The sequence below is a fragment of the Rhodococcus pseudokoreensis genome, from assembly GCF_017068395.1.
Classification (GTDB): domain Bacteria; phylum Actinomycetota; class Actinomycetes; order Mycobacteriales; family Mycobacteriaceae; genus Rhodococcus_F; species Rhodococcus_F pseudokoreensis.
The window spans coordinates 3,053,782-3,068,101 of record NZ_CP070619.1 but is presented as its reverse complement, the minus strand read 5'-3'; the positions used below and the strand labels follow the sequence as shown (position 1 = coordinate 3,068,101).

Here is a 14,320-nt window from a genome sequence, read left to right as displayed (position 1 = left end):
ATCCATCGTCGCATCGAGGCTTACCGCTTGTCCTTCTTCGCTTGTTTGCGTGCGCCCTCGGCGATGGTGGAGGCTTCGAATTTCTTGCGGCCGGATGATTTCCGGGTGGCGTCGACGCGGGCCTTGCCGGAGGAGCCGACCTTGCCGTCGCTGTCGCCGAGTTCGCTGAACGACGGCGAGTCGCTGCGGGCGCGGGCGAGGCGTTCGTCTTTCAGTTCGCGGGCGCTCACGCGTGCCGCGGTCGCCAGTTGCCTGCTCACCCGGCTGAGTGCGGCTTCGAAGGCTTCCGCCTTGTCTGCGTTGCGGACGTTGGCCGCTTTACCGGCCCCACGTGCGCCCTTGTCCGCGACCTTCGCCGCGCCTTCCTGCCGGTACAGCTTGACGTGCTTGTTGCGGGCCCGTCGGACGCGGGTGTGCAGCTTGATCAGTCTGTCTTCGTCGAGACCGGACATCTGCGATTTCTTCGTTTCGCGGATCAGCACGTACTCGTCCTCGGACAGGGAATTGAGAATCTTCTTCATGTCGCTCCGATCCGGCCGCAGGCCGTGAGTTGTTGTCATGGTAACCGGGAAACGTTCGCGTCGGTCTGTTTCGGTGAAGGGGTGGGCACCTCCCCGGTGAGGCGCTGATTGGTCTGTGCAAGTTGCCATTCCGTCTGCCGAGCCAACCGCTCGACCTGGTCCAGGTCGAGGCGGTCGCACACGAAATCCCAGTGCACCGCTACCCGGTCGCCGACCGCGAGATCGTGTACGAAAGTTCCCTCGGGCACGCGGTAGTCGGCGGGGTCGTCCTGCTCGGGCCCGAGCGACAGCCGCGTCCCGTCCCACGACAGGCGACGGGACCGGACGAGTGCGCGATCGGCGTCGACGCCCACCACCTCACCCCAGCGGATGCGGCAGGAGTCGAGAACCTGAAGCGGCTGCGGCATTCCGGTGTCCAGCAGCCGAGACCACGGGTACACCCCGAACACGTGGAAGTTGTGGGTGGGTGCCGCCTCCCCGAGCAGGTCCGCGGTGAGGTGCTTCCAGTAGTGGCCGGCCTGCGACGCGAGGCGGGACAGCAGCGCGTCGCCGAACTCGGCCCGGTCGATGCGGTCGGAGAGTTCGTCCGCGATCCAGTACCCCCGGACAACCCTCTCGTCCAACGGGTCCGCGATTCCGGCGAGCCGGGCGATCACCTCCTGGTACGGCCACGCGCCGCTGAACTGCCTCGCCATCGCCACCACATCGGTGTCCGGCGCGCCGCCGCACGCGACAGCCTGTAGTCGCTCCGAACCGGGAGGGCCGCAGTAGCCCAGGGCATTCGGGGCGTGCGCGTACTGCGCGAACACGCGGTGCCCGGACGGCATCGGGTGTTCGCGCGCCGTCACCGGTCAGCCTCGCTGACCGAGCAATTGGGCCGTCTCGCGGTGCAGCCTGCCGAAGTTGTAGTACGCGGCGCACGCACCTTCGGGGGAGACCATGCATGTGCCGATCGGGGTCTCCGGGGTGCACGCCGTCCCGAACACCTTGCATTCCCAGGGCTTGATGACGCCCTTGAGGACCTCACCGCACTGGCAGGCCTTCGGATCCGCGACGCGCACACCCGGCATCGAGAACTTCTCCTCGGCGTCGAACTCGGCGTAGTTCCGGTGGACCTTGAGCGCGCTCTGCGAGATGAAACCGAGTCCGCGCCATTCGAAGTGCGGGCGCAATTCGAACGTCTCGGCCATCAGCTTCAGTGCCTGCACGTTGCCCTCTGCGCGGACGACCCGCTTGTACTGGTTCTCGATCTCGCAGCGGCCCTCACGAATCTGCTGGAGCAGCATGTGCACCGACGCGAGGATGTCGAGCGGCTCGAAGCCCGCGACGACCATCGGTTTCCCGTACACCTCGGACACGAACCGGTACGGCCGCAGCCCCACCACGGTGGACACGTGGCCCGGGCCGAGGAAACCGGACAATCGCAGGTCGGGGGATTCGAGGATCGCCTTGATCGGCGGAACGATCGTGACGTGGTTGCAGAACACGCTGAAGTTCGTCACGCCCAGCGCCCGCGCGCGCACCAGGGTCACCGCGGTGGACGGCGCGGTGGTCTCGAACCCGACGGCGAAGAACACCACCTGGTGGTCGGGGTTGTCGAGGGCCACCTTCAGCGCGTCCAGCGGCGAGTACACGAAGCGCACGTCCGCGCCGCGGGCCTTCGCCTCGATGAGGTTGCCCTTCGATCCGGGCACCCGCATCATGTCGCCGAACGTCGTGAAGATGACACCGGGTTGCTCGGCCAGCCACATGGCGTCGTCGACGCGGCCCATCGGGATGACGCACACCGGACATCCGGGGCCGTGCACCAACTCCACGGACTCCGGAAGCAGGTGTTCGATGCCGTGCCGGTAGATGGTGTGGGTGTGCCCGCCGCACACCTCCATGAACTTGAACTCGTCACCGCGGGCCAGTTCGGTGATGGATTTGACCAGGGCGCGCGCCGCCGCCGGGTCCCGGAATTCGTCGACGAACTTCATCCCTGTTACCTCGTTCTTGCTGTTGTCACGCGATTTCGGACGAGTTGAACGCGTCGATCTCGTTCACGTAGTCGGCGCCCATCTTCTGCACCTGATCCAACGTCAGCTGCGCCTCGATCTCGTCGATCTTCGCCATCGCGAAGCCGACGTGCACGAGCACCCAGTCACCGACGACGAGACCTTCTTCGGCGAGCAGTCGCACACTGATCGTTCTCTGGACGCCGTTCACGTCCACCTTGGCCAGATGCTGTTCGGCGTCGACGATGTCGACCACCTGACCGGGTATCCCCAGACACATCGTGGTTCTCCTTCTCGGGCTGTTCTTCAGCAGATTCGGGGGAGCGGGTCGCCGACGAGCATGTCGACGATCCGGCTGCCGCCGAACGAGGTGCGCAGTGCGACGATGCCCGGCGGTTCGGCCAGGATCTCGCCCACCGCGGTCGCGTTGGCTCCCCGCGGGTGGGCCCGCAGCGCCGCAACGGCCGCGTCCGCCTCGTCCGCCGCGACGATGGCGACGAACTTGCCCTCGTTCGCGACGTACAGCGGGTCGATGCCGAGCATGTCGCAGGCACCGAGAACCTGAGGCTCGATGGGCAGCGACTGCTCATCGATGATGACGGCGAGTTGTGAGGCGTGGGCCAGTTCGTTGCACACGGTGCCGACGCCGCCGCGGGTGGCGTCCCGCATCCACCGCGTCGACGGTGCCGCCTCCAGCAGCGTCTCCACCAGGGAATTGACGGGCGCCGTGTCGGAGGCGATGTCGGCCTCGATGGCCAGGTCGCCGCGGGCGAGCATCACGGCCATCCCGTGTGCGCCGATGGTGCCCGACAGCAGCACCTTGTCGCCCGCGCGCACGAGGTCGGGCGACAGCCGCCTGCCCTCCGGGATGACACCGACGCCGGCGGTGGAGATGTAGACGCCGTCGGCGGCGCCCTTGCCGACGACCTTGGTGTCGCCGGTGACGATCTGCACCCCGGACAGGACGGCCGCCTCGCTCATGTCGGCGACGATCTCCCGCAGTTCGGCGATCGGGAAACCCTCCTCGATGACGAACGCCGCCGACAACCACTTGGGGCGGGCACCGGACACGGCGAGATCGTTGACGGTCCCGTGCACCGCGAGATGCCCGATGGAACCGCCGGGAAACCGCAGCGGCTGAACCACGTACGAGTCGGTGGAGAACGCGAGCCGCTCACCCGAGGGCATGGTGAGCGCGGCGGCGTCACCGAGTTGCTCGAGTTCCTCGTTGCGGAACGCCTCCACGAACACCGCGTCGACGAGCGCGGCCGACGACTTTCCGCCGGCGCCGTGCGCGAGCGTCACCACCTCGTCCAGCAGTCGCGGACGGCGCTGCCGGAACTTGTCGATCCGCTCCAGCACCCGGTCTTCGCGTTCCGACGCCGTGGCCGGTTCGGTCGTGCTCATGAAGCCTCCACAGAATTCGGAGCGGGCCGCGACATGTGTTCCTGGGCCACCGACCACAGCCGGTACCCGAGCATCGCGTGGCTCTCCTGGATCCGGTGGATGCTCTGCGAATGGACGGTGTAGCAGAAGTCGAGTTCGCCTGCGGTCGCCATCGCCGCCATCCGGCCGCCTTCGTGCCCGGCGAACCCGATGGTCAGCAGCTCCCGCTGCTTCGCCTCGGTGAGCGCGGTCATCAGGTCGTCGGAGTTGCCCGACGTCGACAGCGCGATCGCGACGTCTCGTTCCCCGGCGTAGGCGATGATCTGCCGTTTGAAGATCAGGTCGAAGCCGACGTCGTTGCCCAGCGCCGTCACCACGGCCTGATCGGCGGCCAGCGACCACGCCGCCACCGGCCGTCCTCGGGCGGGGCGGCTGAACAGGGAGGCCAGCGTGGCGGCGTCGGTGGAACTGCCGCCGTTGCCGAACGTGTAGAGGCGGCCGCCGCGGAGGAACCGGTCCGCCATGTCGATCCCGGCCGCCGTGAGGCCGTCCCCGTACTCGTCGAGGGACTCCTTCTGCAGGCGCGCGCTCTCGGCGGCCTTCCCGCGGGCGGAGGCGGCGAGGTCGTCGAGGAGACTCTGGGCGTCGGTTTCCTCCGAGTCGATGAACGGGTAGAGGAAGCTGGTGCTTTCCGAGTCGTGCGTCGTCATCGGTTCGCCTCCTGGCCCGGGTCGTCGAGTCGGGTGATCGCGGCACCTGCGTGCACCAGGACGAGGTCGTTCGGCCGGACGTCGCCGAGGACGCTGACGTCGACCCACTCTTCGCCGGCGGCCGTGCGGACCAGGGCGGGGCCGAGGGGTTCGGCGGGTTCGATGATCACCTCACCGAGACGGCCCTCGTCGCTGCACGTGACACAGACCGTCTCGTCGCACTCCTCGGCGTCGGGCTTCAGCAGTCCCGAGTGCTCGAAGCAGACGTGCGTGAGTTCCCACAGCAGGTGGTACATGAGGACGAAACGTCCGGTGGCCGGGACCATCGGGTCGTCCGAGTCGACCCACAGGATGTGGTTCGCCGCGCCGGCCGGTGGCCGCGGGCCCGCCCCGATCCACAGCGTCATCGCCCCCCACGCCGGTGCGCGGCGCATGGCGTCGACCACGGCGGGTTCGTTCGCCGACGCCACCGCCAGCAGGATGTCGCCGGGCCTGCTCGCCACCCGGGCCTGCGCCACCGGATCGGGTTCGACGAGGGCCACCGACGGCAGCGCCCGTTTGCCCATGATCACGGGATGGACGAATTCGACGGCGACGTGATGGGCGTGCGGTTCCCACTGCGGTGAGATCACCCAGAGCGTCGCGCCGTCATGGAATTTGCGGGCGAGCGACAATGCCGCGGCGGCGAGATCAGCCGACAGGTCCGTGTCGACGAGGTGCCCGCCCGCCTCTGCGGTGGTGGTCATTCACTAGCTCCCGTCCCGGGCCGTCCGGTCGGGGGCTGCCGACGTCACGGTCCGCGCATGGTCGCCGCGGCACCGATCACCGCCTGGCCGAGGGAGAGTCCTCCGTCGTTGGGAGGCACCCGGTGGTGGGTGAGGACTCGATAACCGCTGCTCTCCCAGTGTGCTCTCACCAGTGCGAGGAATAAACGGTTTTGAAAGACTCCTCCGGTCAGCCCGATCGTCGACGCACCGGTCGCGGTGGCGGCCCGGTCGACGAGGTCCGCCGTCGCGGCCGCGAGGGCATGGTGGAAGCCGAGCGCGAGCGCCGCGGGCGGGGTCCCGTCGCGCAGCCCGGCGACAATGCCGGACACCAGGAGAGGCAGTGTGAGCTGGTCGTTCTCCACCGCCATGGTCAGGAGCGCGGGGTGCGGGGCGGTCCGGGCGAGCGCCTCGAGTTCGATGGCGGCCTGCGCCTCGTACGTGACCCGGTGCCGGACCCCGAGCAGCGACGCGACGCCGTCGAACAGGCGGCCCGCGCTCGTCGTCCGGATGCACCCGACACCCGAGACGAGTTGCGACTTCACCGCCGCGCGTTCCGCGGCCGGGATCGCCGCCACGCAGGGCAGTCCGTCGACGTCGCCGATGCCGCACTCGTGCAGCAGCGCCAGTGCCACCCGTACTGGATTCCGGACGGCTGCGTCGCCGCCCGGCAGCGAGAACGGCTGCACGTGCCCGACCCGCCGCGAGTCGAGGACGTCCGGGCCGACGAGGAGGAGTTCGCCGCCCCACACGGTGGTGTCGCATCCGTACCCGGTCCCGTCGAATGCGACACCGAGCACCGTCGTCCCGACCAGTCCGTGTTCGGCCATCAGCGACGCGACGTGCGCGTGGTGGTGCTGCACGGTGAGCAGCGGGACGCCGGTGCTGTCGCTGTAGCGCCGAGCCCAGTGGTGCGTCGAATAGCCGGGGTGCCGGTCGGCGACCACGGCCTCCGGGGTGATGCCGTGCAGATGCGTCAGTTGCCGCACCGACGTCTCGAACGCGCGTTGACTCTCCAGGCTGCCCATGTCCCCGAGGTGGGCCGAACAGAACGCGTAGTCCTGGCGGGTCAGGCAGAAGGTGTTCTTGATCTCCGCGCCCACGGCCAGGATCTCCGGGCCCTGCGCGGGCAGCACCACCGGCAGCGGCGCGAACCCGCGCGACCGCCGGATCGGCAGCACCGCCCCGTCCGCCACCGCCAGCACGGAATCCTCGCAGGGCACCGCGATCCGGCGGTCGTGGAACAGGAACGCGTCGGCGATGCCCCGCAGCCGGGTACGGGCGTCGTCGTTGTCGAAACACAGCGGTTCGCCGCTCAGGTTGCCCGACGTCATGACCAGCACCCGCGGAGGGGCGACGTCGCTGCCGGGCGTCGGGGTGAAGAGCAGGTGGTGCAGCGGGGTGTACGGCAGCATCACCCCGAGGTCGTCGATCCCGGGCGCGATACCGTCGGCAATCGTGGCCGTATTCCGCTTGCGCAGCAACAGGATCGGGCGGGCCGCATGGCGCAGCAGCGCGCTTTCGGATTCGGAGATCTCGCACAGTTCGGCGGCCACGGACAGGTCCGCGGTCATCACCGCGAACGGCTTGTCCGGGCGGTGCTTGCGCGCCCGGAGGGTCGCCACGGCGGACGCGTCGGCGGCGTCGCACACGAGGTGGAACCCGCCGAGGCCCTTGACCGCCACGATCCGGCCGCCGCGCAACGCCCCCTGCAGCGCGGTGAGGACGGCGTCGTCCCCGTCCACCCGGCGACCGTCGATCTCGGCGAACAGGTGCGGACCGCAGTCGGGGCAGCACACCGGCTGCGCGTGGAACCGGCGATCCGCCGGGTCGCGGTACTCCGCCAGGCACGCCGCGCACAGCGGGAACTCGGCCATCGTGGTGTTCGGCCGGTCGTAGGGAAGGTCGGTGATCACCGTGAACCGCGGCCCGCAGTTGGTGCAGTTGACGAACGGATGCCGGTACCGGCGATCGCGGGGATCCGCCAGTTCGCGAAGACAATCCGCGCACGTCGCCACGTCCGGCGACACCAGCGTCCGCGCGCCGGGGACGTGCCGGCTGTCGATGATCCGGAACGACTCGTCCCCCCGCACCGGCACCGGCTGGACCTTCGCGTCGACGATCACCGCCATCGGCGGCGCGTCCGTGCGGAGCCGGCGCACGAACTCCGACACCGACGCGGACTTGCCCTCGATCTCGATGAACACGCTGACGTCGTCATTGCCGCAATGGCCGTGCAGCCCCAGGTCACCGGCGAGTCGCGCGACGAACGGGCGGAAACCGACACCCTGCACGACCCCGTGGACCGTGATGCGCGATCGTTCGACCGTCATCCTCGGATGATTCCCCCGCCGAGGTGCGGGGCGCAAGAGCCTGTGTGCGCGGCCCGGCCCGAACAGGTGCACTCTTTCTCGGTTCGCGCACCCGAAATTGCGGCCGAAAAAGTGTGCGTGAGCCGAATAGGTGAGCGGCTGCCGGATCAGTCGCCGTCGACGGAGCGCGGGCCGGTGATCGTGTCGATCAGCCCGTAGTCGCGGGCCTCGTCGGCGGTGAGGATCCGGTGGTCCCTCATATCTGCGATCACCGTGTCGACGGGACGCCGGCAGGAGTCGGCGATCCGCTGCTGGAGTCTGCGCAACTGCTGCTCGTGCTGTTCCGCGGCGATGGCGACGTCCGACGCCGGACCGGTGCAGGACGTCCGCGGTTCGCGGAGGTGGAACGTGGTGTGCGCCGCCGCCGTCCGCCGGTCGGCAGGCGCGAGGAGGGCGATCGCCGTTCCGCGGACGTCGCCGCGGCAGTGCACGTGCAGCGGGACGCCCATCAGGTCGAGGGTGTCGAGGAGCGTGGTGGTCGCGTCGACGTCGGCGTCGACGCCCTGCAGCCACAGCTGGACCTCGTCGTCGCCGGACGCGTCGAGCAGTGCCAGCGACGCCGTCGCACGGTTCACGGCCTCCGCGTCGAGCCGGCCGGTGAGCGAGACGATCCGTTTGTCGAACAGCCGCTCGGCCAGCCAGTCGGGACCACCGGCAGAGCCGACGGACGTGACGGGCATCGGTGCGGCCGGAAGCCGGGGGTCCGGCTGCCAGGGCGTGTGAAACGGCGGGACCGACGGTGGGGTGGGTGGTGGCCAGATCATGGTGACTCCCGGTGCGGTGAGATCGTCCAGTCGACCGTCCGGCCCACGGCCTCGGCATACCGTTCGAGCGTCGACAGCCGGGGATCGACGTCGCCGCGTTCGAGCCGTGCCACGGCCGACTGCGACGTGCCCATGTGGGCGGCGATCTCCGTCTGCGTCAGACCCCGCTCACGGCGGGTGGTGACGAGTTCGTCCAGCAGCGCTCGACGCCGATCGGACAGGTTTCCCAGTCCGGGAAAGGACGTGCGTCGAGGGGTGGTCGACATACCATCGATGGTATCTCGAAAACGGTATACGGAGGGGTGCTCATGGCGAAGGTTCGTGCGGCCGTCGTCGGCGGCGGCATCATCGGTCTGGCGGTCGCCCGGGAACTTCTGCACCGGATGGACGCCGTCGAGGTGACGTTGTTCGAGAAGGAAACCCGGGTCGCGGCCCACCAGACCGGCCACAACAGTGGCGTCGTCCACGCCGGCCTGTACTACCCGCCGGGCAGCCTCAAGGCGCGCCTGTGCCGCCGCGGTGTCACCCTCCTGCAGCAGTACGCGCAGGACAAGGGCGTGGCCTACGAGGAGTGCGGCAAAGTGGTGGTCGCCCACGACGCGTCCGAGGTGGGGCGGATGGACGCCATCTTCGACCGAGCGGTGGCCAACGGGGTCCCCGGTATCCGCAAGATCGCGGGGGAGGAGATCCCCGAGATCGAACCGCATGCCCGCGGAGTCGCCGCGCTGCACTCGCCGCACACCGCGATCATCGACTACGTGGCGGTCGCCGAGGCCCTCGCCGCGGACATCGCCGCCGCGGGCGGACGGGTCCTGCTCGGCCGGGAGGTCGTGGGCCTCGACAGCCGGACGTCGGAAACGGTGGTCACCACGGGAGACGGCACCGAGGTCTTCGACCTGGTGGTCACGTGCGCCGGACTGCAGTCCGACCGGGTCGCGCTGCTGTCCGGCGAACCGCGAACACCCCGGGTGGTGCCGTTCTTCGGCGACTACTTCCTGCTCGAGCCGGAACGGTCCTCGCTCGTGAAGGGGCTGATCTATCCGGTCCCGGATCCTCGGTACCCGTTCCTCGGCGTCCACCTCACGAAGCGGATCGACGGACGAATCATGCTCGGGCCGAACGCCTTCCTTTCCCTCGGGCGGGAGGCGTACGACCGTCGGGGGTGGTCGGCCGCGGACGTGGTGTCGGCGGTCGGGTTTCCCGGATTCTGGCGGTTCGCGGCGCGGAACACGGCGGCGGCGGCCCGCGAGGCCCGCACCGTCCTCAGCACCGGCCAGTTCGTGAAGGAGGCGCAGAAGTACGTGCCCGACGTGCGGCGCTCCGACGTCATCCGCGGCCCCCGGGGCATCCGCGCCCAGGCGATGAACGCCGACGGCAGCCTCGAGGACGACTTCGTCATCACCGGGGGACACCGGGTGATCCACGTCCGGAACGCGCCCTCCCCGGGTGCGACGTCGTCCCTCGCCATCGCCGAACACGTCGTGACGGAAGTTCTCGAACGCGCGACCTCGTGACGGGCTACGACGAGGCATGCCCCAGCGGAAGGCCGTTCTCGAGGAATTCCAGCGCGCGCAGGGCGAGCGGCAGATCCCCCGGAAGCTGATCGACGACACCGAGGATCACGCCGACGATGGCCCCGGCGAGCGCGCGGACCTCGAAGTCGTCGGCGGTGCGCCCGACCCTGCGCGCCAGGACGCCCGCGATCATGTCGAGGCTGCGCACCATTTCCTGCATGAGGGCGCGTCGCAGTTCGGGGACCGAGTACAGCAGTTCCTGACGGTTCTGCTCGAACGCCATGTCTGCCTCGGACAGACCGGCGAACACGGACTCGGCGGCCTTCCGGAACGCGGTGATCAGCGGGACGTCCGCCGGTTGCGCCTCGATGGCCTCGATCATGAGCGGATCGAGGTCGTCGGCCAGCACCAGTTGTTCCTTGGTGGGGAAATACCGGAAGAAGGTGCTCGGCGACACGTCCGCGGCGTCGGCGATCTGCTCGATCGTGGTGTCGGCGTAGCCCTGTTCGTGGAACAGCCGAAACGCCTCGGCGCGGATGGTCAGCCGGGTGCGTGCCTTCTTCCGCTCCCGGAGGCCTGGTCGGGCATCAGTGGACATATACCGATTCTGACTCATCCTGCGCAGGGGCTGGGGTATCGCGGGGCGTGAAACGCGCTGCGAGCACGACCGCGACGGCGCAGATCGCCGCGCAGATCCACAGCATGAGACTCATCCCGGAGACGAACGACGCCTGGACGTGCGCGAGCATCGACGGGTCGCCGGTTGCCCTGGCCACCGCGACGCCGGCGTTGACGCCGTCGCGGACCGGATTCACGTCCAGTTCGCCCAGTTCGGACCGGTACCGGGTGGCGAGGACGGTGCCGAGCACCGCGACCCCGATCGTGCCGCCCGCCTGCCGCAGCGCCTGGACCAGTGCCGAACCGGAACCGGACCGTTCGGCCGACAACGCGCCCAGGGCGGCTCCCATCGCTGCGGGCATCACGCAGCCCATTCCCGCGCCGACGAGTGCGATCCACGTCGCGGTGAACCAGTACGCGGAATCGACGGACGTCAGGGCGCCGGTCGCGAGACCCGCGGTGAGGAGGGTGAACCCGATGACGATGACCGGCCGGGCGCCGGCCCGCCGAAGCAGTTGGTCGCAGAGCCGGGTGCCGACCAGCAGTCCGCCGATCAACGGCAGCAGGCGGAGGCCGCTGCCTAGCGCGTCCACGCCGAGCACGGCCTGAAAGTACTGCGGCACCGTGAAGAACAGCCCGAACATCCCGAAGTTGACCAGGGTCGTGAAGATCGTGCCCCAGCGGAATCCGGGGCTGGCGAACAACGACGTGTCGATCAGCGGATGCCGCGACCGCCGTTCCCACATCGCGAACAGCCCGAGCACGACCACGGACGCCGCGATCGACGTCAACGCGAGAGCGTCGCCCCAGCCGTCCTGGCCGGCCTCGATGAAACCGTAAGTGAGGCTGAGTAATCCGAACGAAGACAGCACGGCGCCGAGGTAGTCGGTGGTCGACCGCTCCTCGCTGCGCGATTCCGGTACCAGGGTCGCGACGGCGATCGCGCCGACGACGACCAGCGGCACGTTGATCAGGAACACCGATCCCCACCAGAAGTGCCCGAGCAGCCAGCCGCCGAGAATCGGGCCGAGGGGCAGGCCGATCGCGGTGGACGTCACCCAGATGGTCAGTGCCCGCGACCGTTCGTCCGCGTCGGGGAACAGGACGGGCAGCACGGCCATCGACAGCGGCATCATCACCGCGGCTCCCAGTCCGAGCAGTGCGCGACCGGCGATCAGCTGACCCGACGTGCTCGCGTAGCTGCAGAGCAGCGACGCGGCACCGAACAGGACGAGGGCGCCGAGCAGTAGCCTCTTGCGGCCGTATCGGTCGCCGAGCGCCCCGGCGGGTAGCAGCGCCGCGGCGAGGACGAGGGTGTACGCCGAACTGAACCACTGCAGTTGCGAGTTGTCGGCGTCGAGATCGACCGCGAGGGTCGGTAGTGCCACCGTCAGGACCGTGATGTCGAGTCCGATGGTCAGCATGGCCACGGACAGGGCGCCGAGCGCCCACCAGCGGCGTGGGGTTACTTCGATGACCGTCGTTTCACTCATGACAGCTCCACTCGAAAGGAAGTTACTATATTTTGATAGTAACCTTCACTTTGTGGCTGTCAAGGATCCGGCAGCGCTCAGCGCCGGCGTAATTGCAGCGTGAATCCCTCCGGCATGAGAGTGAGCCGCTCGGCGACCTTCAGCCGATAGTCGGGGTCGCCCAGGATGTCGTACCGACGCAGGATCGTCCCGAGAACCAGGACGGCCTCGTGGATGGCGAACTGCCGTCCGATGCAGGCCCGCTCGCCGGTCCCGAACGGCTTGTACACGTGCGCGGGACGGGACCGGATGCGCTCGGGCAGGAAATGGTCGGGGTCGAACGCCTCCCGGTTCTCACCCCACACGGGGTCGCGGTGCAGGGCAGGGATGAGGACGAGGACCCAGTCGCCGACCTTCATCGGGTACTTGCCGACGAGGGTCGTGTCGACTGTCGCCTCCCGGCCGTACGCGGGCGCCGTCGGCCACAGCCGCAACGATTCGTCCAGCACCCGGCGCACGTAGCGGAGCTTCGCGACCTGCTCGAACGCGGGTTCCTCGTCGCCCCAGACCGCATCGACCTCCGCTTGCGCCTTCGCGAGGACGTCGGGATGCCGCGACAGGTAGTACAGGGCGAACGACAGTGCACCGGAGGTGGTTTCGTGTCCCGCGACCAGGAATGTCACCACCTGGTGGCGGATGTTCAACTCGTCGATCCGGTTGGGGTCGTCCTCCCGGGCCGCCCGCAGCATCAATTCGAGCAGGTCCTCGGGGCCCGCCTCGGCGCTGTCGCGGCGGGCGCGGATCACCTCGTCGACGACCTCGGCCATGTGTTCCAGGTTGGCGACGTTGCGGCGATCCGACCGCCGCACCAGCAGCCGTCCGAGCGGTGTGGACTTCACGAACGTGGTGCGCTGCGAATGGCTCAGCGCACCGACCATCGCCTGTACGAACGGGTGCGGCCGTTCCCGGGTGAACGAGTCGAAGGAGTAGCTGAACCCGGTCCGGCCGATGGTCTCGAGCGTCAGCTTCGTCATGTCGGAAGACACGTCGACGGGGGTGCCGCCCGTGCGGGCGTCCCAGTGTTCCGTCAACTCGCCTGCGACGTCGAGCATCGTGCGGTGATACGACCGCATCGCGGATTTCGTAAACGCCGGGGCGAGCAGGTTGTGCGCCTTGCCCCAGTTCGGCTCGTGGTTGTACGCGGTGAACAACCCGTCGCCGCCGACCTCGCGCAGCGACGCGACGCCGGGCGCCAGGTGCTTCGCGAACCGCGATTCGTCGGAGAGTTCCGCGACCATGTCTGCTCCGGACGCGAACACGAACTTGTTGCCGAGGACGTTGCGCTCGAAGATGGGCCCGAGCCTGCGGCCGATCTCCATCGAATTCTGCACGGGAGTGCGGATGCTGAGCCCGAACACGTCGCCGAAGACGGGAAGCCGCCATCGCGGATGCGGAATCGTCGCCTCGGCTGTGGTGTGCAGTGATTCGACGCTCATTGTCGACCCCCGTGTCGATGTGGCCCGCGTTACTGAATTGATGTCTAGTACGCAAGGTACGCCTTACTGAACCGGTGTCAAGCAGTACGGTTGCTGGCATGACCAGCGCCCGCCGCCGACTCGCCCCCGAGCAGCGCCGCGCGCAGTTGCTCGACATCGGCGCGCGGCTGTTCGCGGACCGCCCCTACGAGGACGTGTGGATCGAGGAGGTCGCGGAACTCGCCGAGGTGTCGCGCGGACTGATGTACCACTACTTCCCGACAAAGCGGGATTTCTTCGCCGCGATCGTCGAACGCGAATCCGAACGACTCCTCGAGGTGACCGCCCCCGACGCCGCTCTCCCTGTCGAGGAACAGGTCGCGGCCGGTCTCGCCGCGTACTTCGAGCACGTTGCGGGACACCGGCACGGAGTCCGGGCCATCAATCACGGTGCGCTGTCGGCCGACGCCGACATCCGGGCCATCGTCGAACGGGAACTCGACGCCCAGCAGCGGCGCATCGTCGACGCGCTCGATCCCCCCGCCGGCGAGCGCGAACTCGTCGGCGTCGCCGTGCGCGGCTGGATCGCCTTCGTCCGCGCCGTCTGCATGGACTGGCTCGACCACCCCTCGATCGCCGAGAGCGAGTTACGGGAACTCTGCCTCCGCTCACTGCGGGGCATGCTGGGTGGACGGCTCGACTGAGCCGCGCGTTTGCTCCCGGTGGT

At 68.9% G+C, this 14,320-nt stretch carries 15 protein-coding genes; 2 read left to right on the top strand and 13 right to left on the bottom strand.

What is annotated here, in order from left to right:
- Nucleotides 1–20: 20 nt before the first annotated feature.
- The 10 genes from JWS13_RS19120 to JWS13_RS19075 form a co-directional block, all read right to left on the bottom strand.
- Nucleotides 21–521, bottom strand: a complete 501-nt coding sequence (locus tag JWS13_RS19120; protein WP_206007012.1) for a hypothetical protein — start codon at nt 519–521, stop codon at nt 21–23.
- Between the two features lie 35 nt (nt 522–556).
- Nucleotides 557–1,348, bottom strand: a complete 792-nt coding sequence (locus JWS13_RS19115; protein ID WP_206011657.1) for a DUF6390 family protein — start codon at nt 1,346–1,348, stop codon at nt 557–559.
- Between the two features lie 24 nt (nt 1,349–1,372).
- Nucleotides 1,373–2,500 (bottom strand): hydrogenase formation protein HypD, encoded by a 1,128-nt coding sequence (gene hypD, locus JWS13_RS19110; RefSeq protein ID WP_087558187.1) that lies wholly within the window; start codon nt 2,498–2,500, stop codon nt 1,373–1,375.
- Between the two features lie 25 nt (nt 2,501–2,525).
- Nucleotides 2,526–2,798, bottom strand: a complete 273-nt coding sequence (locus JWS13_RS19105) for a HypC/HybG/HupF family hydrogenase formation chaperone (protein ID WP_005244643.1) — start codon at nt 2,796–2,798, stop codon at nt 2,526–2,528.
- A gap of 26 nt (nt 2,799–2,824) precedes the next feature.
- The gene (gene hypE, locus JWS13_RS19100; RefSeq protein WP_206007011.1) at nt 2,825–3,925 is read right to left on the bottom strand and encodes a hydrogenase expression/formation protein HypE; all 1,101 of its coding nucleotides are present in this window, start codon (nt 3,923–3,925) and stop codon (nt 2,825–2,827) included.
- Nucleotides 3,922–4,614 carry a D-sedoheptulose-7-phosphate isomerase gene (locus JWS13_RS19095; RefSeq protein WP_206007010.1) on the bottom strand — a complete coding sequence of 231 codons (693 nt, stop codon included), beginning with the start codon at nt 4,612–4,614 and terminating at the stop codon, nt 3,922–3,924. The genes hypE and JWS13_RS19095 overlap by 4 nt, the downstream gene beginning before the upstream one ends.
- Nucleotides 4,611–5,360, bottom strand: a complete 750-nt coding sequence (locus JWS13_RS19090; RefSeq protein ID WP_206007009.1) for a hydrogenase assembly protein HupF — start codon at nt 5,358–5,360, stop codon at nt 4,611–4,613. Before JWS13_RS19090 ends, JWS13_RS19095 begins: the two co-directional genes overlap by 4 nt.
- A gap of 44 nt (nt 5,361–5,404) precedes the next feature.
- On the bottom strand, nt 5,405–7,711 hold the full coding sequence (gene hypF, locus JWS13_RS19085) for a carbamoyltransferase HypF (protein ID WP_206007008.1): 2,307 nt from the start codon (nt 7,709–7,711) through the stop codon (nt 5,405–5,407).
- Between the two features lie 146 nt (nt 7,712–7,857).
- Nucleotides 7,858–8,430, bottom strand: coding sequence for an ATP-dependent Clp protease proteolytic subunit (locus tag JWS13_RS19080; RefSeq protein WP_206011656.1), 573 nt, complete (start codon nt 8,428–8,430; stop codon nt 7,858–7,860).
- A gap of 80 nt (nt 8,431–8,510) precedes the next feature.
- Nucleotides 8,511–8,780, bottom strand: coding sequence for a helix-turn-helix domain-containing protein (locus JWS13_RS19075; protein WP_206007007.1), 270 nt, complete (start codon nt 8,778–8,780; stop codon nt 8,511–8,513).
- Between the two features lie 42 nt (nt 8,781–8,822).
- Between JWS13_RS19075 and lhgO the strand changes: the two genes are divergently transcribed.
- Entirely contained in the window at nt 8,823–10,028 is a 1,206-nt protein-coding gene (gene lhgO / locus JWS13_RS19070) for an L-2-hydroxyglutarate oxidase (RefSeq protein ID WP_206007006.1), read from the top strand.
- A 4-nt stretch (nt 10,029–10,032) separates the two neighbouring features.
- Here the strand turns inward: lhgO and JWS13_RS19065 are convergent, their stop codons facing one another.
- From JWS13_RS19065 to JWS13_RS19055, 3 genes are all read right to left on the bottom strand, one after another.
- The gene (locus tag JWS13_RS19065) at nt 10,033–10,626 is read right to left on the bottom strand and encodes an acyl-CoA-like ligand-binding transcription factor (RefSeq protein ID WP_206007005.1); all 594 of its coding nucleotides are present in this window, start codon (nt 10,624–10,626) and stop codon (nt 10,033–10,035) included.
- Nucleotides 10,616–12,139: an MFS transporter gene (locus JWS13_RS19060; RefSeq protein ID WP_206007004.1), complete on the bottom strand. Its 1,524-nt coding sequence runs from the start codon at nt 12,137–12,139 to the stop codon at nt 10,616–10,618. Before JWS13_RS19060 ends, JWS13_RS19065 begins: the two co-directional genes overlap by 11 nt.
- 77 nt (nt 12,140–12,216) lie before the next feature.
- Nucleotides 12,217–13,614, bottom strand: a complete 1,398-nt coding sequence (locus JWS13_RS19055) for a cytochrome P450 (protein ID WP_206007003.1) — start codon at nt 13,612–13,614, stop codon at nt 12,217–12,219.
- Nucleotides 13,615–13,712: 98 nt separating this feature from the next.
- On the opposite strand from JWS13_RS19055, the gene JWS13_RS19050 reads away from it, so the two are divergent.
- Nucleotides 13,713–14,297, top strand: coding sequence for a TetR/AcrR family transcriptional regulator (locus tag JWS13_RS19050; RefSeq protein ID WP_206007002.1), 585 nt, complete (start codon nt 13,713–13,715; stop codon nt 14,295–14,297).
- Nucleotides 14,298–14,320 lie beyond the last annotated feature (23 nt).

Bases quoted from the DNA above. Each gene is read 5' to 3' on its own strand.
- JWS13_RS19120 (WP_206007012.1), bottom strand. From the start codon at position 521: ATGAAGAAGATTCTCAATTCCCTGTCCGAGGACGAGTACGTGCTGATC.
- JWS13_RS19115 (WP_206011657.1), bottom strand. From the start codon at position 1,348: ATGCCGTCCGGGCACCGCGTGTTCGCGCAGTACGCGCACGCCCCGAAT.
- hypD (WP_087558187.1), bottom strand. From the start codon at position 2,500: ATGAAGTTCGTCGACGAATTCCGGGACCCGGCGGCGGCGCGCGCCCTG.
- JWS13_RS19105 (WP_005244643.1), bottom strand. From the start codon at position 2,798: ATGTGTCTGGGGATACCCGGTCAGGTGGTCGACATCGTCGACGCCGAA.
- hypE (WP_206007011.1), bottom strand. From the start codon at position 3,925: ATGAGCACGACCGAACCGGCCACGGCGTCGGAACGCGAAGACCGGGTG.
- JWS13_RS19095 (WP_206007010.1), bottom strand. From the start codon at position 4,614: ATGACGACGCACGACTCGGAAAGCACCAGCTTCCTCTACCCGTTCATC.
- JWS13_RS19090 (WP_206007009.1), bottom strand. From the start codon at position 5,360: ATGACCACCACCGCAGAGGCGGGCGGGCACCTCGTCGACACGGACCTG.
- hypF (WP_206007008.1), bottom strand. From the start codon at position 7,711: ATGACGGTCGAACGATCGCGCATCACGGTCCACGGGGTCGTGCAGGGT.
- JWS13_RS19080 (WP_206011656.1), bottom strand. From the start codon at position 8,430: ATGCCCGTCACGTCCGTCGGCTCTGCCGGTGGTCCCGACTGGCTGGCC.
- JWS13_RS19075 (WP_206007007.1), bottom strand. From the start codon at position 8,780: ATGTCGACCACCCCTCGACGCACGTCCTTTCCCGGACTGGGAAACCTG.
- lhgO (WP_206007006.1), top strand. From the start codon at position 8,823: ATGGCGAAGGTTCGTGCGGCCGTCGTCGGCGGCGGCATCATCGGTCTG.
- JWS13_RS19065 (WP_206007005.1), bottom strand. From the start codon at position 10,626: ATGTCCACTGATGCCCGACCAGGCCTCCGGGAGCGGAAGAAGGCACGC.
- JWS13_RS19060 (WP_206007004.1), bottom strand. From the start codon at position 12,139: ATGAGTGAAACGACGGTCATCGAAGTAACCCCACGCCGCTGGTGGGCG.
- JWS13_RS19055 (WP_206007003.1), bottom strand. From the start codon at position 13,614: ATGAGCGTCGAATCACTGCACACCACAGCCGAGGCGACGATTCCGCAT.
- JWS13_RS19050 (WP_206007002.1), top strand. From the start codon at position 13,713: ATGACCAGCGCCCGCCGCCGACTCGCCCCCGAGCAGCGCCGCGCGCAG.